The sequence below is a fragment of the Pseudomonas fakonensis genome, assembly GCF_019139895.1.
GTDB classification, from domain to species: Bacteria; Pseudomonadota; Gammaproteobacteria; order Pseudomonadales; family Pseudomonadaceae; genus Aquipseudomonas; species Aquipseudomonas fakonensis.
The window spans coordinates 5044156-5068226 of the sequence record NZ_CP077076.1 but is presented as its reverse complement, the minus strand read 5'-3'; the positions used below and the strand labels follow the sequence as shown (position 1 = coordinate 5068226).

The 24071-nt window shown below is 64.7% G+C and carries 23 protein-coding genes; 21 read left to right on the top strand and 2 right to left on the bottom strand.

Going from position 1 to position 24071, the window contains the following annotated elements:
- Position 1 precedes the first annotated feature (1 nt).
- The 20 genes from cysE to KSS94_RS22250 all read left to right on the top strand — a co-directional run bounded on the left by cysE (position 2) and on the right by KSS94_RS22250 (position 17933).
- Positions 2 to 802: a serine O-acetyltransferase gene (cysE, locus tag KSS94_RS22345; RefSeq protein WP_217840225.1), complete on the top strand. Its 801-nt coding sequence runs from the start codon at positions 2 to 4 to the stop codon at positions 800 to 802.
- 167 nt (positions 803 to 969) lie between these two features.
- Positions 970 to 1461: a Fe-S cluster assembly transcriptional regulator IscR gene (gene iscR, locus KSS94_RS22340; protein WP_050704358.1), complete on the top strand. Its 492-nt coding sequence runs from the start codon at positions 970 to 972 to the stop codon at positions 1459 to 1461.
- Between the two features lie 42 nt (positions 1462 to 1503).
- Positions 1504 to 2718 carry an IscS subfamily cysteine desulfurase gene (locus KSS94_RS22335; RefSeq protein WP_217840224.1) on the top strand — a complete coding sequence of 405 codons (1215 nt, stop codon included), beginning with the start codon at positions 1504 to 1506 and terminating at the stop codon, positions 2716 to 2718.
- A gap of 46 nt (positions 2719 to 2764) precedes the next feature.
- Positions 2765 to 3151 (top strand): Fe-S cluster assembly scaffold IscU, encoded by a 387-nt coding sequence (gene iscU, locus KSS94_RS22330; RefSeq protein WP_007929523.1) that lies wholly within the window; start codon positions 2765 to 2767, stop codon positions 3149 to 3151.
- A gap of 28 nt (positions 3152 to 3179) precedes the next feature.
- Positions 3180 to 3503, top strand: a complete 324-nt coding sequence (gene iscA, locus KSS94_RS22325; protein ID WP_003248536.1) for an iron-sulfur cluster assembly protein IscA — start codon at positions 3180 to 3182, stop codon at positions 3501 to 3503.
- Between the two features lie 8 nt (positions 3504 to 3511).
- Positions 3512 to 4033, top strand: a complete 522-nt coding sequence (gene hscB / locus KSS94_RS22320) for a co-chaperone HscB (protein ID WP_217840223.1) — start codon at positions 3512 to 3514, stop codon at positions 4031 to 4033.
- A 43-nt stretch (positions 4034 to 4076) separates the two neighbouring features.
- On the top strand, positions 4077 to 5939 hold the full coding sequence (hscA, locus tag KSS94_RS22315) for a Fe-S protein assembly chaperone HscA (RefSeq protein ID WP_217840222.1): 1863 nt from the start codon (positions 4077 to 4079) through the stop codon (positions 5937 to 5939).
- Between the two features lie 3 nt (positions 5940 to 5942).
- On the top strand, positions 5943 to 6284 hold the full coding sequence (gene fdx / locus KSS94_RS22310; RefSeq protein ID WP_023533300.1) for an ISC system 2Fe-2S type ferredoxin: 342 nt from the start codon (positions 5943 to 5945) through the stop codon (positions 6282 to 6284).
- Positions 6285 to 6295: 11 nt separating this feature from the next.
- Positions 6296 to 6496 carry a Fe-S cluster assembly protein IscX gene (iscX, locus tag KSS94_RS22305; protein WP_016393987.1) on the top strand — a complete coding sequence of 67 codons (201 nt, stop codon included), beginning with the start codon at positions 6296 to 6298 and terminating at the stop codon, positions 6494 to 6496.
- Between the two features lie 89 nt (positions 6497 to 6585).
- A complete protein-coding gene (gene ndk / locus KSS94_RS22300; protein ID WP_008092560.1) occupies positions 6586 to 7011 on the top strand; it encodes a nucleoside-diphosphate kinase in 426 nt (141 codons plus the stop codon).
- Between the two features lie 28 nt (positions 7012 to 7039).
- Positions 7040 to 8182: a dual-specificity RNA methyltransferase RlmN gene (rlmN, locus tag KSS94_RS22295; RefSeq protein ID WP_217840221.1), complete on the top strand. Its 1143-nt coding sequence runs from the start codon at positions 7040 to 7042 to the stop codon at positions 8180 to 8182.
- 15 nt (positions 8183 to 8197) lie between these two features.
- Complete coding sequence (gene pilW, locus KSS94_RS22290; protein WP_217840220.1) at positions 8198 to 8959, top strand: type IV pilus biogenesis/stability protein PilW; 762 nt, start codon at positions 8198 to 8200, stop codon at positions 8957 to 8959.
- The gene (locus KSS94_RS22285; RefSeq protein ID WP_217840219.1) at positions 8956 to 9975 is read left to right on the top strand and encodes a RodZ domain-containing protein; all 1020 of its coding nucleotides are present in this window, start codon (positions 8956 to 8958) and stop codon (positions 9973 to 9975) included. The genes pilW and KSS94_RS22285 overlap by 4 nt, the downstream gene beginning before the upstream one ends.
- 3 nt (positions 9976 to 9978) lie before the next feature.
- A complete protein-coding gene (ispG, locus tag KSS94_RS22280; RefSeq protein ID WP_217840218.1) occupies positions 9979 to 11088 on the top strand; it encodes a flavodoxin-dependent (E)-4-hydroxy-3-methylbut-2-enyl-diphosphate synthase in 1110 nt (369 codons plus the stop codon).
- A gap of 22 nt (positions 11089 to 11110) precedes the next feature.
- The gene (gene hisS, locus KSS94_RS22275; protein WP_217840217.1) at positions 11111 to 12397 is read left to right on the top strand and encodes a histidine--tRNA ligase; all 1287 of its coding nucleotides are present in this window, start codon (positions 11111 to 11113) and stop codon (positions 12395 to 12397) included.
- Between the two features lie 38 nt (positions 12398 to 12435).
- Positions 12436 to 13077, top strand: a complete 642-nt coding sequence (locus tag KSS94_RS22270; protein WP_217840216.1) for a tetratricopeptide repeat protein — start codon at positions 12436 to 12438, stop codon at positions 13075 to 13077.
- On the top strand, positions 13052 to 14221 hold the full coding sequence (bamB, locus tag KSS94_RS22265) for an outer membrane protein assembly factor BamB (RefSeq protein ID WP_437179980.1): 1170 nt from the start codon (positions 13052 to 13054) through the stop codon (positions 14219 to 14221). The genes KSS94_RS22270 and bamB overlap by 26 nt, the downstream gene beginning before the upstream one ends.
- 117 nt (positions 14222 to 14338) lie before the next feature.
- On the top strand, positions 14339 to 15802 hold the full coding sequence (gene der / locus KSS94_RS22260; RefSeq protein WP_217840214.1) for a ribosome biogenesis GTPase Der: 1464 nt from the start codon (positions 14339 to 14341) through the stop codon (positions 15800 to 15802).
- Between the two features lie 203 nt (positions 15803 to 16005).
- On the top strand, positions 16006 to 17154 hold the full coding sequence (locus KSS94_RS22255) for a pyridoxal phosphate-dependent aminotransferase (RefSeq protein ID WP_217840213.1): 1149 nt from the start codon (positions 16006 to 16008) through the stop codon (positions 17152 to 17154).
- A complete protein-coding gene (locus KSS94_RS22250) occupies positions 17142 to 17933 on the top strand; it encodes an amidohydrolase (RefSeq protein WP_217840212.1) in 792 nt (263 codons plus the stop codon). Before KSS94_RS22255 ends, KSS94_RS22250 begins: the two co-directional genes overlap by 13 nt.
- A 111-nt stretch (positions 17934 to 18044) precedes the next feature.
- On the opposite strand, the gene KSS94_RS22245 is transcribed toward KSS94_RS22250, so the two are convergent.
- Positions 18045 to 20597, bottom strand: coding sequence for a PepSY domain-containing protein (locus KSS94_RS22245; RefSeq protein WP_217840211.1), 2553 nt, complete (start codon positions 20595 to 20597; stop codon positions 18045 to 18047).
- 221 nt (positions 20598 to 20818) lie between these two features.
- Positions 20819 to 23119: a TonB-dependent receptor gene (locus tag KSS94_RS22240; RefSeq protein ID WP_217840210.1), complete on the bottom strand. Its 2301-nt coding sequence runs from the start codon at positions 23117 to 23119 to the stop codon at positions 20819 to 20821.
- A gap of 270 nt (positions 23120 to 23389) precedes the next feature.
- On the opposite strand from KSS94_RS22240, the gene KSS94_RS22235 reads away from it, so the two are divergent.
- On the top strand, positions 23390 to 24070 hold the full coding sequence (locus tag KSS94_RS22235; RefSeq protein ID WP_217840209.1) for a Fe2+-dependent dioxygenase: 681 nt from the start codon (positions 23390 to 23392) through the stop codon (positions 24068 to 24070).
- The last annotated feature ends 1 nt before the right edge of the window (position 24071 follow it).

The following is a 24071-nucleotide window of genomic DNA, read 5'->3' as shown; positions in this document are numbered from 1 at the left end:
CATGTTCGAGCGTCTGCGTGAAGATATTCAAAGTGTGTTCCATCGTGACCCGGCGGCGCGCAACGCCTTCGAGGTGCTGACCTGCTACCCGGGCATGCACGCCATTTGGCTGCACCGCCTGGGCAACGCCCTGTGGAAGCGCGACTTCAAGTGGCTGGCCCGCCTGGTGTCGAACTTCGGCCGCTGGATGACCGGTATCGAGATCCACCCCGGCGCCACCATCGGCCGGCGCTTCTTCATCGACCACGGCATGGGCATCGTCATTGGCGAAACCGCCGAAATCGGCGACGACGTCACCCTTTACCAGGGCGTGACCCTGGGCGGCACCAGCTGGAATAAAGGCAAGCGCCACCCCACGCTGGAAAACGGCGTGGTGGTGGGCGCCGGCGCCAAGGTGCTGGGCCCGTTCACCGTCGGTGCCGGGGCCAAGATCGGCTCCAATGCGGTGGTCACCAAGGCGGTGCCGGCCGGTGCCACGGCGGTGGGTATCCCAGGGCGCATCATCGTCAAGAGCGAAGACGACGCAGTGGAGGCCAAGCGCAAGGCCATGGCCGAGAAGATCGGTTTCGACGCCTATGGTGTCAGCGGCGACATGCCCGACCCCGTAGCCCGCGCCATCGGTCAGATGCTTGACCACCTGCAGGCCGTCGACGAGCGCCTGGAGGGGATGTGTGGCGCGCTGACCCGGATGGGCAGTGATTACTGCGCCAAGGAGCTGCCGGCGCTGCCTGACGACGAGTTCGCCGACGCCTGCGCCGAAGCCTGTACCGAGGCCAAGCAGGGCGACACTCAGCCGCATTGATTGCGCCGTCCGGCACAAGGGGCGTGTGCTTGCGCCCCTTGTCTGCTACACTCGCGCCCGCCTTCCGTATGCATACCCGACTAAAGCAGTAGGTCTAATAGTTGACTTAAATGCTCGGGAATCGCATACTCGCACACATCCTGTAACTCCCGTGGTAACCATACGCCATGCGACTGACTACCAAAGGCCGATACGCCGTGACCGCCATGCTTGACCTGGCGTTGCACGCGCAGCATGGGCCGGTGTCTTTGGCCGATATTTCCGAGCGCCAGGGCATTTCCCTCTCTTATCTGGAGCAGCTGTTCGCCAAGCTGCGCCGCAGCAGCCTGGTTTCCAGCGTTCGCGGCCCGGGCGGCGGCTACCAGCTGTCGCGCGGCATGGAAACCATCCAGGTGGCCCAGGTCATCGATGCGGTCAACGAATCGGTCGATGCCACCCGTTGCCAGGGCCTGGGGGATTGCCACGCCGGCGATACCTGCCTGACTCACCACCTGTGGTGCGATCTGAGCCAGCAGATCCATGAATTCCTCAGTGGCATCAGCCTGGCCGACCTCGTCATGCGCCGCGAGGTGCAAGAAGTCGCCCAACGCCAGGACCTGCGCCGTGTCGCGGGCCGTGTTGCCCAGCTGGACAAGATTGAGACGTCCGCCGTCGACTGATAACCGCGACGAGCGACGCCACCGCCTGATAGGAGATACTCAATGAAGTTGCCGATCTACCTCGATTACTCCGCGACCACCCCGGTCGACCCGCGCGTTGCCCAGAAAATGGCCGACTGCCTGCTGGTCGACGGGAACTTCGGTAACCCGGCCTCGCGTTCCCACGTGTTCGGCTGGAAGGCTGAAGAAGCCGTCGAGAACGGCCGCCGCCAGGTGGCCGAGCTGATCAACGCCGACCCGCGCGAGATCGTCTGGACCAGCGGTGCCACCGAGTCCGACAACCTGGCGCTGAAGGGTGTTGCGCACTTCTATCAGACCAAGGGCAAGCACATCATCACCTCCAAGATCGAGCACAAGGCGGTGTTGGACACTGCCCGCCAGCTGGAGCGTGAAGGTTTCGAAGTCACCTACCTCGAGCCCGGCGAAGACGGCATCGTCACCCCGGCCATGGTCGAGGCGGTGCTGCGCGACGACACCATCCTGGTCTCGCTGATGCACGTGAACAACGAAGTCGGCTCGATCAACGATATCGCCGCCATCGGTGAACTGACCCGCGCTCGCGGCGTACTGTTCCATGTCGATGCCGCCCAGTCGGCCGGCAAGGTCGAGATCGACCTGCAAAAGCTCAAGGTCGACCTGATGTCGTTCTCGGCGCACAAGGTCTACGGCCCCAAAGGTATCGGCGCGCTGTACGTCAGCCGCAAGCCGCGTGTACGCCTTGAAGCCATCATCCACGGTGGTGGCCACGAGCGTGGCATGCGCTCCGGCACCCTGCCGACCCACCAGATCGTCGGCATGGGCGAAGCCTTCGCCATTGCCAAGCAGGAAATGGCCGCTGAAAACCTGCGCATCAAGGCCCTGAGCGACCGCTTCTTCAAGCAGGTCTCCGACCTTGAAGAGCTGTACGTCAACGGCAGCCAGACCCAGCGCGTACCGCACAACCTGAACCTGAGCTTCAACTACGTCGAAGGCGAGTCGCTGCTGATGTCGCTCAAGGACATTGCCGTATCGTCCGGTTCGGCCTGCACCTCCGCTTCGCTCGAGCCGTCCTACGTGCTGCGCGCCCTGGGCCGCAACGACGAACTGGCACACAGCTCGATCCGCTTCTCCTTCGGCCGCTTCACCAGCGAAGAAGAAGTCGACTACGCCGCGCAGGAAGTCTGCAAGGCGGTCAACAAGCTGCGCGAACTCTCGCCGCTGTGGGACATGTACAAAGACGGCGTCGATATCTCCAAGATCGAGTGGGCCGCCCACTAAGCAGTCGCCGGCAAGAGCGGCTCCCTGATGAGGAAGGAATTGCACCATGGCATACAGTGAAAAGGTCATCGACCACTACGAAAACCCACGCAACGTCGGCAAGATGAACGCCGAGGACCCGGATGTCGGTACCGGCATGGTCGGCGCCCCGGCGTGCGGTGACGTGATGCGTCTGCAGATCAAGGTCAACGAGCAAGGCATCATCGAAGACGCCAAGTTCAAGACCTACGGCTGCGGTTCGGCCATTGCCTCCAGCTCCCTCGCCACCGAGTGGATGAAGGGCAAGACCCTGGACGAAGCCGAAACCATCAAGAACACCCAGCTGGCCGAAGAACTGGCGTTGCCGCCGGTCAAGATCCACTGCTCGGTACTCGCCGAAGATGCCATCAAGGCAGCCGTTCGCGATTACAAGCAGAAGAAAGGCTTGATCTAAGTCGCCTGTTGCAAGGTAAGGAGTTCCGATGGCTATCAGCATGACAGAAGCCGCCGCCAACCACATTCGCCGCTCCCTCGACGGGCGCGGCAAGGGTGAGGGCATTCGCCTGGGCGTGCGCACCACCGGCTGCTCGGGCCTGGCCTACGTGCTGGAGTTCGTCGACGAGCTGGCTGACGAAGACCAGGTGTTCGAGAACCACGGCGTGAAGGTCATCATCGACCCGAAAAGCCTGGTATACCTCGACGGCACCGAACTGGACTTCGTCAAGGAAGGGTTGAACGAAGGCTTCAAGTTCAACAACCCCAACGTGCGCGGTGAGTGTGGCTGCGGCGAAAGCTTCAACGTTTGAGGCTTGCCGTGGGTACTCCTTGCCATTTCGCCCTGTTCGACCTGCAACCCGGCTTCAGCCTGGACCTCGACAAACTGGCCACGCGTTATCGCGAACTGGCCCGCGAGGTCCATCCGGACCGCTTCGCCGACGCTTCCGAGCGTGAGCAGCGCGTTGCCCTGGAAAAGTCCGCGGCGCTGAACGACGCCTACCAGACCCTGCGCAGCGCCCCGCGCCGAGCCCGCTACCTGCTGGCCATCGGCGGCCACGAGGTGCCCCAGGAAGTCACCGTGCACGACCCGGACTTCCTGTTGCAGCAGATGCAGTGGCGCGAAGAGCTCGAAGACTTGCAGGACGAAGCCGACCTGGACGGCGTTGCCGTGTTCAAGAAGCGCCTCAAGGCCGCCCAGAACGCCCTCAACGAGGATTTCGCCGGCTGCTGGGACGTAGCTGCCGAGCGCGAGCAGGCCGAGCGCCTGATGCGGCGCATGCAGTTCCTCGACAAGCTCGCCCAAGAAGTGCGCCAACTCGAAGAGCGCCTCGACGATTAACCCCGGTGTCGCCCGTGACGACGCCTAAGGTACCCAGACAAGCATGGCCCTACTGCAGATCGCCGAACCCGGTCAGAGCCCCCAGCCGCACCAGCGCCGCCTGGCGGTGGGCATCGACCTGGGCACCACCAACTCCCTCGTCGCCGCCTTGCGCAGCGGGCGCAGCGAACCGCTGCCCGATGCCCAGGGCAACGTCATTCTGCCGTCGGCAGTGCGCTACCTGGCTGACGCCATCGAAGTCGGCCAGGCCGCCCGCGATGCCGCCGCCAGCGACCCGCTGAACACCATCATGTCGGTCAAGCGCCTGATGGGCCGTGGCCTGGCCGACGTCAAGCAACTGGGTGATCAGCTGCCGTACCGCTTCGTCGGTGGCGAGTCGCACATGCCGTTCATCGACACCGTGCAGGGCGCCAAGAGCCCGGTGGAAGTGTCTGCCGACATCCTCAAGGTGCTGCGCCAGCGCGCCGAAGACACGCTCGGTGGCGAACTGGTGGGTGCGGTGATTACCGTGCCGGCCTACTTCGATGACGCCCAGCGCCAGGCCACCAAAGACGCTGCGCGTCTGGCCGGGCTGAACGTGCTGCGCCTGCTCAACGAACCTACCGCTGCCGCCGTCGCGTACGGCCTGGACCAGAACGCCGAAGGCGTGGTGGCGATTTTCGACCTGGGCGGCGGTACTTTCGACATCTCCATCCTGCGCCTGACCGCCGGGGTGTTCGAAGTGCTGGCCACCGGTGGCGACACCGCCCTGGGTGGTGACGACTTCGACCACGCCATCGCCGGCTGGATCATCGAGCAGGCGGGGCTGTCCGCCGACCTCGACCCGGCCACCCAGCGCCAACTGCTGCAGGCCGCTTGCGCGGCAAAAGAAGCGCTGACCGACAGCGATGTGGTCAGCGTGCGCCACGACGCCTGGCAGGGCGAGCTCAGCCGCGCCGCCTTCGAAGCCATGATCGAGCCGCTGATCGCTCGCAGCCTCAAGGCCTGCCGCCGTGCCGTGCGCGACAGCGGTATCGAGCTGGAAGAGGTGGGCGCTGTGGTGATGGTCGGCGGTTCGACCCGCGTGCCGCGTGTACGCGAAGCGGTCGGCGGTCTGTTCGGTCGTACCCCGCTGACCTCCATCGACCCGGACCAGGTGGTGGCCATCGGCGCCGCTATCCAGGCTGACACCCTGGCCGGCAACCGCCGCGAGGGTGGCGAGCTGCTGCTGCTGGATGTCATCCCGCTGTCGCTCGGCCTTGAGACCATGGGCGGGCTGATGGAGAAGGTGATCCCGCGCAACACCACCATCCCGGTGGCCCGCGCCCAGGAATTCACCACGTATAAAGACGGCCAGTCGGCCATGATGATCCACGTGCTGCAGGGCGAGCGCGAACTGATCAGCGACTGCCGCTCGCTGGCCCGCTTCGAACTGCGCGGCATTCCGGCCATGGTCGCTGGTGCGGCGAAGATCCGCGTCACCTTCCAGGTGGACGCCGACGGCCTGCTCAGCGTCGCCGCCCGTGAGCTGGGTTCGGGCGTGGAATCGAGCATCCAGGTCAAGCCATCGTACGGCCTGACCGACGGCGAAATCGCTCGCATGCTCAAGGACTCGTTCGAGCACGCAGGCTCCGACAAGCACGCGCGCCAGTTGCGCGAGCACCAGGTCGACGCCCAGCGCCTGCTCGAAGCGGTGCAGGGCGCCCTGGACGCCGACGGCGAACGCCTGCTCAGCAGTGACGAGCGCGACGCCATCGCCTTCCAGATGCAGGAACTACGTGATTTGCTGGCCGGCACCGATGGCGCTGCCATCGAGCAACAGACCAAGCGTCTGTCGCAGGTGACCGATGCATTTGCCGCCCGTCGCCTTGATTCGACGGTCAAAGCCGCACTGGCCGGGCGCAACCTGAATGAGATCGAGGAGTAACCGATGCCGCTGGTGACATTCCTGCCGCATGAAAAATTCTGCCCTGAGGGGCTGACCGTGGACGTGCCGGCCGGGACCAACATCCTGGAGCTGGCCCACGACCATCACATCGAGATGGAAAGCGCCTGCGGTGGCGTCAAGGCCTGCACCACCTGCCACTGCATCGTGCGCAAGGGCTTCGACTCGCTTGAAGAAGCCGACGAGCTCGAAGAAGACATGCTGGACAAGGCCTGGGGCCTGGAGGCGCAGTCGCGCCTGGGTTGCCAGGTGGTGGTCGCCGACCAGGACCTGACCATCGAGATCCCCAAGTATTCGCTCAACCACGCCGCCGAAGCGCCGCACTGAGGGATGTCCGCATGAGCCTGAAATGGATTGATGTACTTGAGATCGCCATCCAGCTTGCCGAAAGCAAGCCGGAAGTCGATCCTAAATATGTGAATTTCGTCGATCTGCACCGTTGGGTGCTGGCACTGCCCGAGTTCAGCGACGATCCGTCGCGCGGCGGCGAGAAAGTGCTCGAGGCCATCCAGGCGGCCTGGATCGAAGAAGCCGACTGAGCGCACGCTGCAGGTTAGGCAATCCCCTGGAACCCGCGTATAATTCGCGGGTTTAATTTTTCGCAACACTCATATTTCTGGAGTTTTCCATGGCTGTTCAACGTACTTTCTCGATCATCAAGCCTGACGCCGTCGCCAAAAACGTCATCGGCAAGATCACCACTCGCTTCGAAGAAGCCGGCCTGAAAATCGTCGCTTCGAAAATCAAGCAACTGTCCAAGGCCGAAGCCGAAGGCTTCTACGCCGAGCACAGCGCTCGTGGCTTCTTCGGTGACCTGGTTGCCTTCATGACCTCCGGCCCGGTTGTCGTTCAGGTTCTGGAAGGCGAAAACGCAATCGCTCTGAACCGTGAGCTGATGGGCGCCACCAACCCTAAAGAAGCTGCTGCCGGCACCATCCGTGCTGACTTCGCCGAGTCGATCGACGCCAACGCCGTTCACGGTTCGGACTCCGAAGCTGCCGCTGCTCGCGAAATCGCTTACTTCTTCGCTGCTACCGAGGTAACCACTCGCTAAGCGAAAGCTTACGAGTGAGGGTGAATCCATGACGACATCGACTGACAAGATCAACCTGCTGGGGCTTACCCTGGCGGAAATGGAACAGTTCTTCGACTCAATCGGGGAGAAGCGCTTCCGTGCCGGTCAGGTGATGAAATGGATTCACCATTTTGGCGTGTCCGACTTTGCGGACATGACCAACGTCGGCAAGGTCTTGCGCGAAAAGCTCGAGGCCGTTGCCGAGATTCGCCCCCCGGAAGTGGTCAGTGAAGACATTTCCGCCGACGGCACCCGTAAATGGGTGGTCCGCGTTGCCTCCGGCAGCTGCGTCGAAACCGTCTACATCCCTACCGACGACCGCGGCACCCTCTGCGTTTCGTCGCAAGCCGGCTGCGCCCTGGACTGCAGTTTCTGCTCCACCGGCAAGCAAGGCTTCAACAGCAACCTCACCGCCGCCGAAGTGATCGGCCAGGTGTGGCTTGCCAACAAATCCTTCGGGACTGTCCCTGCCAAAGTCGACCGCGCCATCACCAACGTGGTCATGATGGGCATGGGCGAGCCCCTGCTGAACTTCGACAATGTCATCGCCGCCATGAAGATCATGATGGAAGATCTGGGCTATGGCATTTCCAAGCGTCGCGTCACGCTCTCCACCTCCGGTGTGGTGCCGATGATCGACGAGCTGGCCAAGCACATCGACGTGTCGCTTGCGCTTTCGCTGCACGCGCCCAACGACGAGCTGCGCAACAAGCTGGTACCGCTGAACAAGAAGTACCCGCTCAAGGTGCTGCTGGATTCGTGCATGGGCTACATGTCGACCCTGGGCGGCAAGCGTGTGCTGACCATCGAGTACACCCTGCTCAAGGACGTCAACGACCAGCCCGAGCACGCGGCGCAAATGATCGAACTGCTGCGCGACGTGCCGTGCAAGATCAACCTGATCCCGTTCAACCCGTTCCCGCACTCCGGTTACGAGCGCCCGAGCAACAACGCCATCCGCAGGTTCCAGGACCTGCTGCACCACGGTGGTTTCAACGTCACCACCCGCACCACCCGCGGTGATGACATCGACGCCGCCTGCGGCCAGCTGGTCGGCCAGGTCAACGACCGCACCCGCCGCAGCGAGCGCTACATCGCCGTGCGCCAGCTCGCCGCCGACGAGCCGCAAGACAGCGCTGCGCGCCCCTGACGAGTACCAGCAGCCATGGCCCTGCGCACCGCGTTGTCAGCCCTTACGCTCATGCTGCTGGCCGGCTGCGTGTCTGGCGGCGCGAGCGACCCATTGGCCAGCCGCCAGGGGCGCGAAGAAGCGGGTAGGGCGTACGTGCAGCTTGGCCTGGGCTATTTGCAACAAGGTTTGACTGGGCAGGCCAAGGCGCCGCTGACCAGGGCGCTGGCCCTGGACAGCCGTGACGCCGACGCCCACGCCGCCCTGGCGTTGGTGTTCCAGGCCGAGGACGAACCGCAGCTGGCCCAGCAGCACTTTGAAAAGGCGCTGGCGGCGCGCCCCGGCGACACACGAATCCGCAACAATTTCGGCAGTTTCCTATATGCTCAGGGCCGCTTTGCCGATGCCCAGGCAATGTTTCGCCTTGCCGCGGCCGATACCCTGTATCCTGAGCGTTCCCGGGTGTACGAGAACCTTGGCCTGACTGCCCGCAAGCTCGGCCAGGGCGAGCAGGCCCGGCAATATTTGCAGAAGGCGCTTCGGCAGAACCCGCGGCAACCGAAAGCGTTGCTCGAAATGGCTGAGTTGTCCTACGAAAACAGGCATTATGTGCCGGCCCGGGAATATTACGATCGTTTCAGCCAGTTGAGCGACCACGACGCCCGCAGCCTGCTGCTGGGTACGCGCCTGGCCAGCGCCCTTGACGATCAGGGCACCGCGGCCCGCATGGGCCAGCAATTACAACGACTTTATCCCGGTACGCCGGAATATCAGCAATACCTGTCGGAGCAACGATGAAAGCCGCGCACACCGAAGTAGCAGCAGCGCCCCGCCACAACCCCGGTGATGTCCTGCGCCAGGCCCGCGAAAAGCGGGAGTGGAGCCAGGCTGAGGTCGCAAAAAGGCTCAACCTTACGGTTTCTTCGCTGAACAACCTCGAAACCGGCGCCTTCGACAAGCTGCCCGGGCACACCTTCGCCCGTGGCTACATCCGTGCCTACGCCAAACTGATGGACATGGACCAGGCACCCTTGGTCGCCGCCTTCGACCAGATCACCGGCAGCCACGCCCAGGGCAGCGACGTGCACGCCCTCGGCCGTATCGAAGAACCCGTACGCCTGTCGCACAACATCCTGCGCGTGGTCAGCCTGCTGCTGCTGGTGGCCGTGGTCGGTGGCGGCTTCGTCTGGTGGCAGGACCAGGGCAGCTTGCGCGGCAAGGACCTGGCCAAGATCGCCCTGGAGCATGTCGAGGTCGAGAGCGCCGACGGCACCACGCAGATTCACCCGCTGGACGAGCCGGAAGACCAGGCCGTCAACGAAGCCCAGCAGCCAGAAGCCCAGACCCTGCCGCTGGAGCCCGCCGCCACTGGCGAAGCCCCGGCCAGCGAGGCGCCAGCCATCGCCACCGCGCCGGTGGTCAACAGCCCGGCCCCGGTTGTGGCCAGCACGCCCGCCGCCGCCACACCTGCGGCTCCGGTAGCACCCGTGGCCCCGGCTGCACCTGTGGCACCTGCCGCCCCTGTGGCCGCCGCTCCGGCACCCGTCGCCGAAGCAGCGCCCGCCGCAGCCGGCAGCGCCAATGTACACATCCAGTTCACCGCCGATTGCTGGACCCAGGTCACCGACGGCAACGGCAAGGTGCTGTTCAGCGCCATCAAGCGCAAGGGCGATAGCCTGGAACTGACCGGCAAGCCACCGTTCGCGGTACGCCTGGGCTTTGCCCGTGGCGCCCAGGTGAGCTACAACGGCCAGGCGGTCGATGTCGCCCCGTTCACCAGTGGCGAAACCGCTCGCCTGAAGTTGGGACAGTAAGTCATGCACGGCGAATCTCCGATCAAACGTCGCGAATCCCGCAAAATCTGGGTCGGCAATGTGCCGGTGGGCGGCGATGCCCCCATCGCGGTGCAGAGCATGACCAACACCGATACCAACGACGTCATGGCCACCGTCGGGCAGATCCAGCGCCTGGTGGATGCCGGCGTCGACATCGTCCGCGTCTCGGTACCGGACATGGACGCCGCCGAAGCCTTCGGCAAAATCAAGCAGCTGGTCAGCGTGCCGCTGGTCGCCGACATCCACTTCGACTACAAGATCGCCCTGCGCGTGGCCGAGCTTGGCGTCGACTGCCTGCGCATCAACCCCGGCAACATCGGCCGAGAAGACCGGGTTCGCGCGGTGGTAGACGCTGCCCGCGACCGTGGCATCCCGATCCGCATCGGCGTCAACGCAGGCTCGCTGGAAAAGGACCTGCAGAAGAAGTACGGCGAGCCAACCCCCGCCGCGCTGGTGGAATCTGCCCTGCGCCATGTCGAGCACCTCGACCGCCTGGACTTCCAGGACTTCAAGGTCAGCGTCAAGGCCTCCGACGTGTTCATGGCCGTCGAAGCCTACCGCCTGCTGGCCAAGCAGATCATCCAGCCGCTGCACCTTGGCATCACCGAAGCCGGTGGCCTGCGTTCGGGGACGGTGAAATCCGCCGTCGGCCTCGGTATGCTGCTGGCCGAAGGCATCGGTGACACCATCCGCATTTCCCTGGCGGCAGACCCGGTCGAGGAAGTGAAGGTCGGCTACGACATCCTCAAGTCGCTGCGCCTGCGCTCGCGTGGTATCAACTTCATCGCCTGCCCGAGCTGCTCGCGGCAGAACTTCGATGTGGTCAAGACCATGAACGACCTGGAAGGGCGCCTCGAAGACCTGCTGGTACCGCTGGACGTGGCAGTGATCGGCTGCGTGGTCAACGGCCCGGGTGAAGCCAAGGAATCGCACGTCGGCCTCACCGGCGGTACGCCGAACCTGGTGTACATCGATGGCAAGCCTGCGCAAAAACTGAACAACGACAACCTGGTGGACGAGCTGGAAAAGCTCATTCGCCAGAAAGCGGCCGAAAAGGCCGAGGCCGACGCGGCGCTGATCGCCCGCGGCTGACACAGATTCGTAAGGACTATTCGTGAGCAAATCGCTGCAAGCCATCCGTGGCATGAACGACATCCTGCCCGACCAGTCGCCACTGTGGCGCTACTTCGAGGGCACCGTGGCCGGCCTGCTGGACAGCTACGGCTACAGCCAGATCCGCACGCCGATCGTCGAGTTCACCGAGCTGTTCAAGCGCTCCATCGGTGAAGTCACCGACATCGTCGAAAAAGAGATGTACACCTTCCAGGACAACAAGGACTCGTTGACCTTGCGCCCGGAAGGCACCGCAGCTTGCGTGCGCGCTGTGCTCGAGCACGGCATCATCGGCAATGGCCAGGTGCAGAAGCTCTGGTACGTGGGCCCGATGTTCCGCCACGAACGCCCGCAGCTGGGGCGCTACCGCCAGTTCCACCAGATCGGTGTCGAGGTGTTCAACCTGGCCGGCCCCGATATCGATGCCGAGCTGATCATGCTCACCTGGCGCCTGTGGGCGTTGCTGGGCATCCAGGACGCGGTAACCCTGGAGCTCAACAGCCTGGGTACCAGCGAAGCGCGCGCGCGCTACCGCGATGCACTGGTCGAGTTCCTCTCCCAGCGCATCGACCAGCTGGACGAAGACAGCAAGCGCCGCCTGCAAAGCAACCCGCTGCGCATTCTCGACAGCAAGAACGAAGGCACCCAGGCCGCCCTGGTGGGCGCGCCCAAGCTCGAAGAGTACCTGGACGAAGAGTCCCGCGTGCACTTCGAGGGCGTGAAGGCTCGCCTTGACGCAGCCGGTATCCCGTTCGTGATCAACACCAAGCTGGTGCGCGGCCTGGATTACTACAGCAAGACCGTGTTCGAGTGGGTCACCGACAAGCTCGGTGCCCAGGGCACAGTGTGCGCCGGTGGCCGCTACGATGGCCTGGTCGAGCAGATGGGCGGCAAGCCGACCACTGGCGTTGGCTTTGCCATGGGTATCGAGCGCCTGCTGCTGCTGATCGAAACCCTGGGCAAGGTGCCCGAGTCGATCAGCCGTACCCTCGACGTTTACCTGTGCGCCTTTGGCGAACAGGCCGAGCTGGCTGGCCTGAAACTCAGCGAGCAGCTGCGTGACCGCCTGCCGAAGCTGCGCCTGGCGGTCAACGCCGGCGGCGGCAACTTCAAGAACCAGTTCAAGAAGGCCGACAAGAGCGGCGCGCTGTTTGCGTTGATCCTCGGCGACGACGAGCTCGCCAAGCAGCAAGTCGGTGTCAAGCCCCTGCGTGGCCAGGGCGAACAACAGAACATTGCCTGGGATGCTCTTGCCGAGCACCTGGAAACCGCGATCGCCCAGGCGTAACGCGGTTCAACAACGAATAGGCGAAAAGGAGTATTGGGGTGTCGAGTACCGATGATGATGATCTGGCAGGCGTCAAGGACTGGTGGAACCGCAACGGCAAGCCGCTGCTGACCGGTGCCTTGCTGGCCGGCGTGGTGGTGATGGGCTGGCAGACCTGGCACAAGTACCAGGCCAACCAGTCCCAGGGCGCTTCGGCGCTGTACCAGGCCCTGCTGGAAACCTCGCTAACCCCGGACGGCCAGCCAGACGCCGGCAAGGTTGCCGAGCTGTCCGGCAAGCTCAAGAGCGAGTTCGGCGGTACCGCCTATGCCCAGTACGGCAGCCTGTTCGTGGCTAAGGTGGCGGTCGACAGCGGCAAGCTGGACGACGCCGCTGCTGAACTCAAAGCCGTGCTGGACAAGCCGGCCGACGCCACCCTGGGCGAGATCTCGCGCCAGCGCCTGGCCCGCGTGCTCGCGGCCCAGGACAAGGCCGAAGAGGCGCTCAAGCTGCTCGACGGCGACACCGACAAGGCGTTCCAGGCCAGCCGCGAAGAGCTCAAGGGCGACCTGCTGGTACAACTGGGCCGTGCCGACGACGCGCACGGTGCCTACGAAAAAGCCAAGGCCGCGCTGTCTGACGACGCCGCGGTCGGTGGCCTGCAACTGAAGCTGGATGACCTGGCCAAAGGGGACGCCTGACGTGAAGGGTTGGAAAACAGCAGCTGTGCTCACCCTCGCCGTACTGGCCGCAGGTTGCAGCAGCAACAGCAAGAAGGAACTGCCCCCGGCCGAACTGACCAAGTTCACCGAAGAAGTGGTGCTGAAGAAGCAGTGGAGCCGTTCGATCGGTGACGGCCAGGGTGAAACCTACAACACCCTGGTACCGGCCATCGAGAACGACCGCATCTACGCAGCCGACGTCAACGGCAAGGTGTTCGCCCTCGACCGCCTGAACGGCGACGTGGTCTGGAAGAAGGACCTCGAACTGCCGGTTTCCGGCGCCGTAGGCGTGGGCTACGGCCTGGTCATGCTGGGCACCCTCAAGGGTGAAGTCGTTGCCCTGGACTCGAGCACCGGCGAAGAGCGCTGGCGTTCGCGCGTTACCAGCGAAGTACTGGCACCACCTGCCAACAACGGCGACGTGGTGGTGGTACAAACCCAGGACGACCGCCTGATCGGCCTCGACGCCACCACCGGTGACCGTCGCTGGATCTACGAAAGCACCCCCGCGGTACTGACCCTGCGTGGCACCGGTGCGCCGATCGTCACCAACCGCCTGGCCGTCGCCGGCCTGTCCACCGGCAAGGTGGTGGCGGTGGACATCAGCAACGGCGTGCCGGTGTGGGAGAGCCGCGTGGCCATCCCGCAGGGCCGTTCGGAACTGGACCGCGTGGTGGACATCGACGGCGGCCTGCTGCTGGCTGGTGGCACCCTTTATGTCAGCACCTATCAGGGCCGCGTTGCTGGCCTGGACCTGGAAAGCGGCCGCGTGATGTGGCAGCGCGATGCCTCCAGCTACGTGGGTGTCGCCCAGGGCTTCGGCAACGTCTACGTGAGCGAGGCATCGGGCACCGTCGAGGGTATCGACGAGCGCTCCTCCAGCGCCCTGTGGAGCAACGACAGCATGGCTCGCCGCCAGCTGTCGGCACCGGAAGTGTTCTCCAGCTACGTGGCGGTCGGTGACTTCGAGGGTTACCTGCACCTGCTGAGCCAGGTCGATGGCCGCTTCGTCGGCCGTGAGCGTATCGACAGCGATGGCCTGCGCGCCCGCCCACTTGTGGTCGGCGACACCATCTACGTCTTCGGCAACAGCGGCAAGCTCGAGGCACTGACCATCCGCTGAAGCTAAGCTTGGGGCTCTGACCGGCCCCGGGCTGCGGTGCACGATGCACCGCCCGAATACCGGCCGCTGCCTTTGCAGCGGCCTTTGCATTTTCAAGAATTCAAGAGTGGAGACCGCATGGTTCCCGTAATCGCCCTGGTGGGCCGGCCCAATGTCGGCAAATCCACCATGTTCAACCGCCTGACCAAGACCCGCGATGCCATCGTCGGTGACCTGTCCGGCCTGACCCGTGACCGCCAGTACGGCGATGCCAGCTGGCAGGGCCGTTCGTACATCCTCATCGACACCGGTGGTATCACCGGCGACGAAGTGGGCATGGACGAGAAAATGGCCGAACAGTCGCTGATGGCCATCGAAGAGGCCGACTATGTCCTGTTCCTGGTCGATGCCCGCGCCGGCATGACCGCCGCCGACCAGATGATTGCCGACCACCTGCGCAAGCGCAACAAAGAGGCGATCCTGGTCGCCAACAAGATCGACAACATCGACCCGGACATCGCCCGCGCCGAGTTCTCGCCGCTGGGCATGGGCAACGCCATCCCGGTGGCCGGCTCGCAGGGGCGCGGCATCAACGCGCTGATGGAGTCGTTGCTCGGCCACATCCCGCGTGATCCCGAGGACGAAGCCCTCGACGAGAACGTCGCCGAAGGCGAGGAAGCCACGCGCATCCCCGGCCCGAGCGAGAAGGACGGCATCAAGATCGCCATCATCGGCCGCCCCAACGTGGGCAAGTCGACCCTGGTCAACCGCATGCTCGGCGAAGAGCGCGTGGTGGTGTACGACCAGCCGGGCACCACCCGCGACAGTATCTACATCCCGTTCGAGCGTGATGGTGACAAGTACACCTTCATCGACACCGCCGGGGTGCGCAAGCGCGGCAAGATCCACGAAGAGGTCGAGAAGTTCTCGGTGGTGAAGACCCTGCAGGCGATCAAGGACGCCAACGTGGTGATCTTCGTCATGGACGCCCGCGAAGGCGTGGTCGACCACGACCTCAACCTGCTGGGCTTCGCCCTGGACGCTGGCCGCGCCGTGGTCATCGCCCTGAACAAGTGGGACGGCATGGAGCCGGGCGAGCGTGACTACGTGAAGACCGAGCTGGAGCGCCGGCTGTTCTTCGTAGACTTCGCCGACATTCACTTCATTTCGGCGCTGCACGGCACCGGCGTGGGCAACCTGTACAAGTCGGTGCAGGCCGCGTTCAAGTCGGCGGTCACCCGCTGGCCGACCAGCCGCCTGACGCAGATTCTCGAAGACGCCATCACCGTGCACCAGCCGCCGCTGGTGAATGGCCGCCGGATCAAGCTGCGTTATGCCCACCTGGGTGGTGCCAACCCGCCGCTGATCGTGATCCACGGTAACCAGACCGACAAGATCCCCAACTCCTACTCGCGCTACCTCGAGAACACCTACCGCCGCGTGCTGAAGCTGGTGGGTACGCCGATCCGCATCGAGTACAAGGGTGGCGACAACCCGTTCGAGGGCAAGAAAAACACCCTCACCGACCGCCAGGTCAACAAGAAACGCCGCCTGATGTCGCACCACAAAAAGGCCGAGAAGAAGCGCCGCGACAAGCGCTGATACTCGACGGGGGCTGATGGCCCTATCGCCGTCAAGCCGGCTCCTACAGGGAATGCGCCAAACCTGTAGGAGCCGGCTTGCCGGCGATGAGGCCCTTTGATCCAACGCAATCCCCCTATTGTTTCAACCTTTTTCCTGACTGCTCGATCCGCTATGCTCGGACTCACTCCCCGTGCCGGACAAACCCCAGGAAAGAGGGCCCCATGATCCGCAGCAAACTGCCGAACGTCGGCACGACCATCTTTACCACCATGTCGCAGCTGGCCGTCCAGACCGGCGCGCTCAACCTCTCCCAAGGCTTCCCCGATTTCAACGGCCCCCAGGCCCTGCTCGATGCCGTTGGCCGGCATGTGGCTGCCGGGCACAACCAGTACGCGCCGATGACCGGCCTGCCGGCCCTGCGCCAGCAGGTAGCGGCCAAGGTCGCCCGGTCGTACGGGGTGAACGTGGATGCCGACCAGGAAGTGACCATCACCCCCGGTGCCACCGAGGCGATCTTCTGCGCTATCCAGGCGGTGATCCAGGCCGGTGACGAGGTGATCGTCTTCGACCCTTGCTACGACAGCTACGAACCCTCGGTACAACTGGCCGGTGGTCGCTGCGTGCACGTGCCGCTGGCAGGCGGCAGCTTCAGCATTGACTGGCAGCGTTTCAGCGATGCCTTGAGCCCGCGCACGCGCATGGTCATCCTCAACTCGCCGCACAACCCAAGCGGTGCGCTGATCAGCCGGCAGGACCTCGACCAGTTGGCGGCCCTGATTGCCGGGCGCGACATCTACCTGGTCAGCGACGAGGTGTACGAGCACCTGATCTACGACGGCGTGGGCCATGCCAGCGTGCTTGCCCATGAACAGCTGTATTCGCGTGCCTTCGTCATCAGCTCGTTCGGCAAGACCTACCACGTCACCGGCTGGAAGACCGGCTACGTGATCGCCCCGCCGGCCCTGAGTGCCGAGCTGCGCAAGGTGCACCAGTACGTCAACTTCTGCGGCGTCACGCCGCTGCAGTGCGCCCTGGCCGACTTCATGGCCGAACACCCTGAGCACATCGATGAGCTCCCGGGCTTCTACCAGGCCAAGCGCGACCTGTTCTGCGACCTGCTGCAGGGCTCGCGGTTCAGCTTCACCCGCACCCCGGGTACCTACTTCCAGTTGGTGGATTACGCGCAGATCCGCCCGGACCTGAACGATGTCGACATGGCCCAGTGGCTCACCCGCGAACACGGCGTGGCGAGCATCCCGGTGTCGGTGTTCTACCAGCAACCCATCCCCGAGCAACGCCTGGTGCGCCTGTGCTTTGCCAAACGTGAGGAGACGCTGCGTCAGGCAGCGGAACGACTATGCGCGATCTGAGTGCACTGCCCAACCTGAAAGTGGCCTTGGTGCAGACCACCCTGGCCTGGCAGGACCGCGAGGCCAACTACGCCCACTTCGAGGAGCTGATTGCCCAGGCAGGCGCGGTCGACCTGGTGATTCTGCCGGAGATGTTCACCACCGGTTTTTCGATGGAGTCCGAAGCCCTCGCCGAGCCGGAAAACGGCCCCACCTACAAGTGGCTCAAGGCCCAGGCGAAGAAAGCCGGGGCGGTGATTACCGGCAGCGTGATCATTCAGGCTGCTGACGGCAGCCACCGCAACCGCCTGCTGTGGGCACGCCCGGATGGCGAGATACTGCACTACGACAAGCGCCACCTGTTCCGCATGGCCGGCGAGCACAAGCACTACACCCCCGGCGAGCGCCAGGTGCAGTTCGAGCTCAAGGGGTGGCGCATTCGCCCGCTGATCTGCTACGACCTGCGCTTCCCGGTGTGGAGCCGCGACGCCCAGGACACCGACCTTTTGCTGTACACCGCCAACTGGCCGGCAGCGCGCCGCCTGCACTGGAACCGCCTGCTGCCGGCACGCGGCATCGAGAACCTGTGCTTCGTGGCGGCGGTGAACCGGGTGGGTACCGATGGCAAGGGCTTTGCCTATTCCGGCGACAGCCAGGTGCTGGACTTCCAGGGCGAGAGCCTGCTGAGTGCAGGCGAGGCCGACGGGGTGTTCACCGTGGAGTTGCGAGCGGCGGAACTGGCCGCCTACCGCACCCGCTTCCCGGCCAACCTGGACGCCGATACCTTCGAGCTGCACTAGAACAGGCCTGGCCTCTTCGCGGGGCAAGCCCGCTCCTACAGGTTGCAGCGCGTCCTTGTAGGAGCGGGCTTGCCCCGCGAAAGGGCCCGCCCTGCTTACATCAATTTCAAATCAATACACATCCCGCCGATAGCGCCCATCCTCGATCAGCTGCTGTACCTGCGCCTGCCCCAGCATGCCCTGCAACGCCGCATCCACCCCGGCCGCCATGCCATGCAGGCTGCCGCACACATAAATGCAGGCACCGTCCTCGACCCAGCGCTTGAGCTCGCCAGCCTGTTGCAGCAGTACATCCTGCACATAAACCTTCTCGGCCTGGTCGCGCGAGAACGCCAGGTCCAGCCGCGCCAGCTCGCCCTTGGCCAGCCAGCCCTCAAGCTGCGCAGCGCACAGCAGGTCGTGGGCGCGGTTGCGCTCGCCGAACAGCAGCCAGTTGCGCTGTTCGCCAGCCGCGATACGCGCCTTGAGCAGGCTGCGCAGCCCTGCAAGGCCGGTGCCGTTGCCGATCAGCACCAGCGGCGCATCGCCTTCAGGCAGGTGGAAGCCGCTGTTGCGGCGCAGGCGCAGGCTGACGCAGCCTTGTACAGGCAGGTACTCGGTCAGCCAGCCCGAGCCCAGCCCCAGGTGCCCGTCGGGGTGACGCTCCTGGCGCACGATCAGCTCCAGCACGCCGTCGCTGGCAATCGAGGCGATCGAGTATTCGCGGCTGCCGATAGGTACCAGCGCATCCACCAGCGCCTGCGGATGCAAGCCGATCAGGTGGTCGCGGCGGGTCGGCAGCTGGCGGCCGGCCAGGGCCTGGCCGAGGGTTTCGCCCAGGCCGTCGACCTGCACCTGGGCCGCAGCGTCCAGCGCCATGCCGTGCAGGAAGGCGTCGATGCGCGGCTGGCCGTTGAGCGGCAGGATCTCCACCAGGTCACCGGCTTCCCAGCTGGCGGGCTCCTGCGCACGCAGGCCCAGCAGGTACACCGGCTGGCCCTGGCTGCCCGGGTTGAGCAGCTCGCGGCTGGCCAGGGTCCAGTTGCCGAAGCTTGGCGGCTGCCAGGCGGCGACCGGCTGGGTGCCGGTCAGTTGTGCCAGTTCCTGCTGCCACAGTTGCAGTGCGGCCGGGTCGGCGTTGTCCACTTCTACCGGGCTGAACGCGCTGCTGGCACCGCGCTCGGCCAGCCAGGCCTGCAGGCGCCGGGCGAAGCCGCAGAAGTGCGGGTACTGGCGGTCGCCCAGGGCCAGCAGGGCGTAATCCAGGTGCTGCAGCGCCCAGGGCTGGCCGATGACCTTGCGCTCGAAGCCGCGGGCGCTGTCCGGCGCCTCGCCATCCCCAAAGGTGCTGACCACGAACAGCGCGCGGTTGGCCTGGCGCAGCTCGGGCTCGCCCAGTTCAGCCAGCGGGCGCACCTGCACCGGGTAGCCTGCGGCCTGCAACTGGCCGGCGCTCTGCCAGGCCAGCTGTTCGGCCAGGCCGCTCTGGCTGGCAAAACCCACCAGCCAGCTGTCGCCCGCCTTGCCGGCAGCACCCACCGCGCCACGGGCAGCGCGCACCTGGCGCTTCTTGCGCCGGCGGTCGAGGTACAGCAGCCAGCCGGTGACGAAGAACAGCGGCATGGTCAGGCTGGCAGCGGTGACGATGATCCGCCCCGGCAGGCCGAAGTACTCGCCCACGTGCAGGGCGTAGACGCTTTGCAGCAGCTGCGCCTTGAAGGACTTGTCGAGGTAGCGGTCGTGGTTTTTCACCTGGCCTGTGGCCGGGTCCAGCACCAGGGTGTTGAAGGCGCGCGGGTGCGCGGCGTCTGCCTGCAGGTAGAACAGGTTGGCCGGCTGCCCGCCGGCTGGTGGCAGGCGCAGGTTGTACATGGCCAGGCCAGGGCCTGCGGCCTGTTTGAGGCTGGCCCAGATGGCGTCGTAGTCGACCACCAGCGCCGGCGCGTTGTTGTCGACTTTGGGCGGGCCGTGGCGGCCACGGCCTTCGCCGCGCTTTTGCTCGCCTGCGGCAGGCGGGTCGGCCAGCAACTTGTTCAACCCCGCGCGGTACCACTCGTAGGACCAGAACAGCCCGGTCAGGGCGAACAGCAGGTAGAACACCAGGCACCAGGTACCGAACACCGCGTGCAGGTCCCAGTTGAAGGCGCGGCCCTTCTTGGCCCAGTCCAGGGTCAGCCAGGTACGCCAGTTCAGCGCCTTGCGCGGCCAGCGCAGGTACAGGCCAGACAGGCAGAAGAAGATCAGCATCAAGGTGCAGGCGCCGGTGATCTGCCGGCCGGTGTCGCCCATGGCCAGGAAGCGGTGCAGGTTGAGCATCAGGTTGAAGAAGCCTTGCCCCGCGGCTTCGCCCTTGAGCTCGCCAGTGTACGGGTCGGCGTAGCGCAGGGTGCCGCGGCGCTCGCCGGGTGGCGGGGTGAAGAAGATCCGCGCGGCATTGCCTTCGCGCACGTCCACCCACAGCATCGCGACCTTCTCGCCCTGCGCGGCTTCGACCCGCTGTACCAGTTCGGCCGGCGGCAGCACGCCTTCGGCGCGTACCTCGACCTTGAGCACATCGGCGTTGAATGCGCGCAGCAGTTCTTCCTGGAACGAGTACAGTGCCCCGGTGATGCCCATCAAGGCCAGCACCAGGCCTGCGGTAATGCCAAAGAACCAGTGCAGCTGGAACAGCGTCTTCTTCACCACGTCTCTCACCTTGTATTGCCGCCGTCTGTTGCGCGGCGTGCATTATGCCTTGATACGCGAACGCCCCGTTCAGTAATGAACGGGGCGCAGGGCTGCAAGTTCAGGCCATCCTGTGCCGGCTTCTTCGCGGGCAAGCCCGTTCCCACAGGGACCGCACAGGTTTCAGGCCTGTGCGAGCGGGCTTTCCCGCGAAAGGGCCGGTACAGGTTCGGCCTGCTGCATCAGAAATGCACGCTGGTGGTCAGCAGCGCCGTACGCCCGGCCGCCTGGTTGGCGAAGTGGGTGGAGAACGCCTTGTCGTAGTACACCTTGTCGGTCAGGTTCTGCACGTTCAACTGCAGGTCGATGTTCTTGGTCAGCTTGTAGGCGGCCATGGCGTCGTAGCGCACGTAACTGTCGACCATGGTGGTGTTGGCCACGTTGCCAAACACGTCGTCCATGTAGAAGGCGCCACCCCCGACAGTGAACTTCGGTGTGACCTGGTAGGTGGTCCACAGGCTGGCACTGTTGTTCGGCGTGTTCGGCAGCTGGTTGCCGTCGTTGACCTTGCCCAGCGCGCCACCGTCGATCTGGCGGGCCTGCATGTAGGTGTAGCCGGCGAACACCTGCCATTTCTCGGTGATCTTGCCGCTGGCCGACAGCTCGATGCCCTGCACGCGGGTTTCGCCAACGTTCTCGTAGGTGGTGGTATTCACCTGTACCCGGGCGTTTTCCTTCTCGGTGCGGAACAGCGCTGCGGTCAGCGACAGGCGTTCGTCGAGCAGGTCCCACTTGGTGCCGATTTCGTAGTTGGTGGTTTGTTCCGGCTCCATGTCGCTGCTCAGCAGGTTGCCGCTGCGGTCGGTGCTGTTACCCAGCGGGTTGCCTTCCATACCTTCACCGAGCGAAGCACCCGGCGGGGTGGCGGAGGTGGCGTAGGACACATAGATGCTGCCGTTGTCGGCCGGTTTCCACACCAGGCCCAGCTGGCCGGTGACGAACTCGCTGGTGTCCTCGCCCTTGGAGGCGACACCTTTGCTGTTGACCACGGTGGAACCGTTGGCGTTGTAGCCGCGGTACTCGGTATCGAAGTGGTCGTAGCGCAGGCCCATGTTCAGCAGCCACTGCGGGGTCAGCTCGAGGGTGTCGAAGACATAGATGGCAGCGGTATTGCTGCGGGTTTTGGTACCGGCATAGTTGCGCGAGATCGCGCCGCTCCACGGGTCGTCCGGGGTCGGGTTGCCCAGCGAGGTGCAGTTGTACGGTGCGCCGATGCCGTTACACACGTTCAGGTTGCCGACCTTGCTGGTGCCGGCCAGGGTGCTGACGTCGTAGGTGCTGCGTTGGGACTCCTCGCGGCTGAACTCTACGCCGGTGGAGAAGCTGTTCTTCAGCCCGCCCAGGTAGAACTCGCCAAACAGGTCGGTCTGGTTGGTGGTGGTGGCGGTATTGCCGACCCGGGTATTGGCCCGGCGCCAGACGCTGCCTCGGTTGACGTTGCCCTGGCTGTCGTCGGGCTGGGTGAGGATGTAGTCCTGCATGCTGTTGCCATGGCGCAGGGTGTTCTTGATGGTCAGCGCGTCAGTCAGGTCGTGCTCGATGGCGAAGGTGGCGATGTCCACCCGGCTCTTGCGGAAGTCTCGGTTGGTCAGGCCGTAGAAGTTGCTGCTGTCACCGCCGTCGTCCGGCTTGCTTGGGTGCGCCGAGGTGCGCGCGGCACTGCCTGCCGTGGGGATGCTGTAGGGAATGCCCGAGTCCGGCAGGTCGTCGCTTTCGAGGTGGTAGTAGTCGAGGTTGACGCGGGTCGGCGTGCCCAGGCCGAAGGCCAGCGACGGGGCGATGCCCCAGCGGTCGTAGTTGACCTTGTCGCGCCCGGCCACGTTGCTTTCGTGGGTCATCAAGTTCAGGCGCCCGGCCACGCTGTCGCTGAACTGGTAGTTGCCATCGAAGGTGTAGCGCTGGGTCTGGTCGCTGCCCCAGGTCCAGGCGCCGTCCAGCGAGTTGCCCAGGTGGGCGCGCTTGCTCACCAGGTTGATGGTGCCGCCGGCGGCGCCACGGCCACCGATGGCCGAGTTCGGGCCCTTGGCCACTTCCACCGACTCGATGGCGAAGATTTCGCGGGTTTGCGCGCCAGTGTCGCGCACCCCGTCCAGGTAGGTATCGCCCTGGGCATCGAAGCCGCGGATGAACGGGCGGTCGCCCTGGGGGTTGCCGCCTTCACCGGCGCCGAAGGTGATGCCCGGCACGGTGCGCAGGGCGTCCTGCAGGTTCAGGGCGTTGGTGTCCTTGATCACCTGCTGCGGGATCACGGTGACCGAACGCGGGGTGTCCACTAGTGGCGCGGTGTACTTCTGCGACGACGCCTTTTCGACCTTGTAGTCGGTGCTGGCCTGCTCGGCCTTGCCGTTGACGCTGGTGGCGTCCAGGGTGATGGCGGAGCTGGCGGCAGGGTCTGCGGCGTAGGCGGAAGTGGCAGTGATCGCCATGCCGATGGCAGAGGCGAGCAGGCGTGGTGAACTGACGGCGTTTGGCACGTGGCGCATTGTTTTTGACCTTCCCCAAGGTAGTGAAGGCCGCGGATGCTAATGTAAGCGAATGTAAGTAACAATTGAGAAGCGTTACCATTCGTTAAGAATTTACATTCTTTACACCTTGTGTTTCATGAATTTAACAAGGTTGTGTTGGGCCCTGATCGCGGGGCAAGCCCGCTCCCACGGGCGTAACGACTGGGACAGTCAACCGATGAAGGGGCTTGTATCGCGTAAAAGGGAATCAATATCATTGACCCCCCTTAGGCTCCAGGTATCACCGCCATGCTGCTGCACATTCCCGGGCTGTTCGACGCTGACGAAATCAGCCGTATCCGCGAGGTGCTGGAGCAGGCGGACTGGGCCGATGGCAAGGTGACTGCCGGTTACCAGTCGGCCAAGGCCAAGCACAACCTGCAACTGCCTGAAGGCCATGCCCTGGCCAAGGAGCTGGGCAGCGCACTGATCGACCGCCTGTGGCGCAACCCGCTGTTCATGTCGGCGGCGCTGCCGCACAAGGTCTACCCGCCGCTGGTCAACTGCTACCGCGAAGGCGGCAGTTTCGATTTTCATATCGACAACGCCCTGCGCCAGCCCAAAGGCAGCCCGGAGCGGGTACGCACCGACCTGTCCTCGACCCTGTTCTTGAGCGACCCGGCCAGCTACGACGGTGGCGAGCTGGTGATCCAGGACACCTACGGCGTGCAGCAGGTCAAGCTGGCTGCCGGCGACCTGGTGCTGTACCCCGGCACCAGCCTGCACAAGGTCAACCCGGTCACCCGCGGTGCGCGCTACGCGGCGTTCTTCTGGACCCAGAGCCTGGTGCGCGACGATGGCCAGCGCACCTTGCTGTTCGAGATGGACAATGCCATTCGCCAGCTCACCGCCGATGTGCCCGAGCACCCGTCGCTGCTGCAACTGACCGGCACCTACCACAACCTGCTGCGCCGCTGGGCTGAGGTTTGAG

What these genes read in the sequence shown, in the direction of transcription:
- cysE (WP_217840225.1), top strand. Translation starts at nt 2, where the DNA reads ATGTTCGAGCGTCTGCGTGAAGATATTCAAAGTGTGTTCCATCGTGAC.
- iscR (WP_050704358.1), top strand. Translation starts at nt 970, where the DNA reads ATGCGACTGACTACCAAAGGCCGATACGCCGTGACCGCCATGCTTGAC.
- KSS94_RS22335 (WP_217840224.1), top strand. Translation starts at nt 1,504, where the DNA reads ATGAAGTTGCCGATCTACCTCGATTACTCCGCGACCACCCCGGTCGAC.
- iscU (WP_007929523.1), top strand. Translation starts at nt 2,765, where the DNA reads ATGGCATACAGTGAAAAGGTCATCGACCACTACGAAAACCCACGCAAC.
- iscA (WP_003248536.1), top strand. Translation starts at nt 3,180, where the DNA reads ATGGCTATCAGCATGACAGAAGCCGCCGCCAACCACATTCGCCGCTCC.
- hscA (WP_217840222.1), top strand. Translation starts at nt 4,077, where the DNA reads ATGGCCCTACTGCAGATCGCCGAACCCGGTCAGAGCCCCCAGCCGCAC.
- fdx (WP_023533300.1), top strand. Translation starts at nt 5,943, where the DNA reads ATGCCGCTGGTGACATTCCTGCCGCATGAAAAATTCTGCCCTGAGGGG.
- iscX (WP_016393987.1), top strand. Translation starts at nt 6,296, where the DNA reads ATGAGCCTGAAATGGATTGATGTACTTGAGATCGCCATCCAGCTTGCC.
- ndk (WP_008092560.1), top strand. Translation starts at nt 6,586, where the DNA reads ATGGCTGTTCAACGTACTTTCTCGATCATCAAGCCTGACGCCGTCGCC.
- rlmN (WP_217840221.1), top strand. Translation starts at nt 7,040, where the DNA reads ATGACGACATCGACTGACAAGATCAACCTGCTGGGGCTTACCCTGGCG.
- pilW (WP_217840220.1), top strand. Translation starts at nt 8,198, where the DNA reads ATGGCCCTGCGCACCGCGTTGTCAGCCCTTACGCTCATGCTGCTGGCC.
- KSS94_RS22285 (WP_217840219.1), top strand. Translation starts at nt 8,956, where the DNA reads ATGAAAGCCGCGCACACCGAAGTAGCAGCAGCGCCCCGCCACAACCCC.
- ispG (WP_217840218.1), top strand. Translation starts at nt 9,979, where the DNA reads ATGCACGGCGAATCTCCGATCAAACGTCGCGAATCCCGCAAAATCTGG.
- bamB (WP_437179980.1), top strand. Translation starts at nt 13,052, where the DNA reads ATGACCTGGCCAAAGGGGACGCCTGACGTGAAGGGTTGGAAAACAGCA.
- der (WP_217840214.1), top strand. Translation starts at nt 14,339, where the DNA reads ATGGTTCCCGTAATCGCCCTGGTGGGCCGGCCCAATGTCGGCAAATCC.
- KSS94_RS22255 (WP_217840213.1), top strand. Translation starts at nt 16,006, where the DNA reads ATGATCCGCAGCAAACTGCCGAACGTCGGCACGACCATCTTTACCACC.
- KSS94_RS22250 (WP_217840212.1), top strand. Translation starts at nt 17,142, where the DNA reads ATGCGCGATCTGAGTGCACTGCCCAACCTGAAAGTGGCCTTGGTGCAG.
- KSS94_RS22240 (WP_217840210.1), bottom strand. Translation starts at nt 23,119, where the DNA reads ATGCGCCACGTGCCAAACGCCGTCAGTTCACCACGCCTGCTCGCCTCT.
- KSS94_RS22235 (WP_217840209.1), top strand. Translation starts at nt 23,390, where the DNA reads ATGCTGCTGCACATTCCCGGGCTGTTCGACGCTGACGAAATCAGCCGT.